This window comes from Pseudorhizobium marinum (assembly GCF_000705355.1).
GTDB lineage: Bacteria > Pseudomonadota > Alphaproteobacteria > Rhizobiales > Rhizobiaceae > Neorhizobium > Neorhizobium pelagicum.
Genome location: NZ_JMQK01000087.1, coordinates 1 through 303, shown reverse-complemented (window position 1 = coordinate 303; position 303 = coordinate 1). Strand labels below are relative to the sequence as shown.

At 65.7% G+C, this 303-nt stretch carries 1 pseudogene; it reads left to right on the top strand.

Features of this window, described 5'->3' with window-relative positions:
• Positions 1 to 303, top strand: a pseudogene (locus EO99_RS0125505) (NADP-dependent isocitrate dehydrogenase); the annotation flags it as partial.

Sequence of the window (303 nt, the reverse complement as noted above, 5' to 3'; positions counted from 1 at the left end):
ATCCTGGGCGGCGTCATCTTCCGCGAGCCGATCATCGCCCAGAACGTGCCGCGCCTCGTTCCCGGCTGGACCCAGCCGATCGTCGTCGGCCGCCATGCCTTCGGCGACCAGTATCGCGCCACCGATTTCCGTTTCCCCGGCAAGGGCAAGCTGACGATCAAGTTCGTCGGCGAGGACGGTGAGGTCATCGAACGCGAAGTGTTCGACGCCCCCGGCGCCGGCGTCGCCATGGCGATGTACAACCTCGACGATTCGATCCGCGATTTCGCCCGCGCTTCGCTGAACTACGGCCTGATGCGCAAG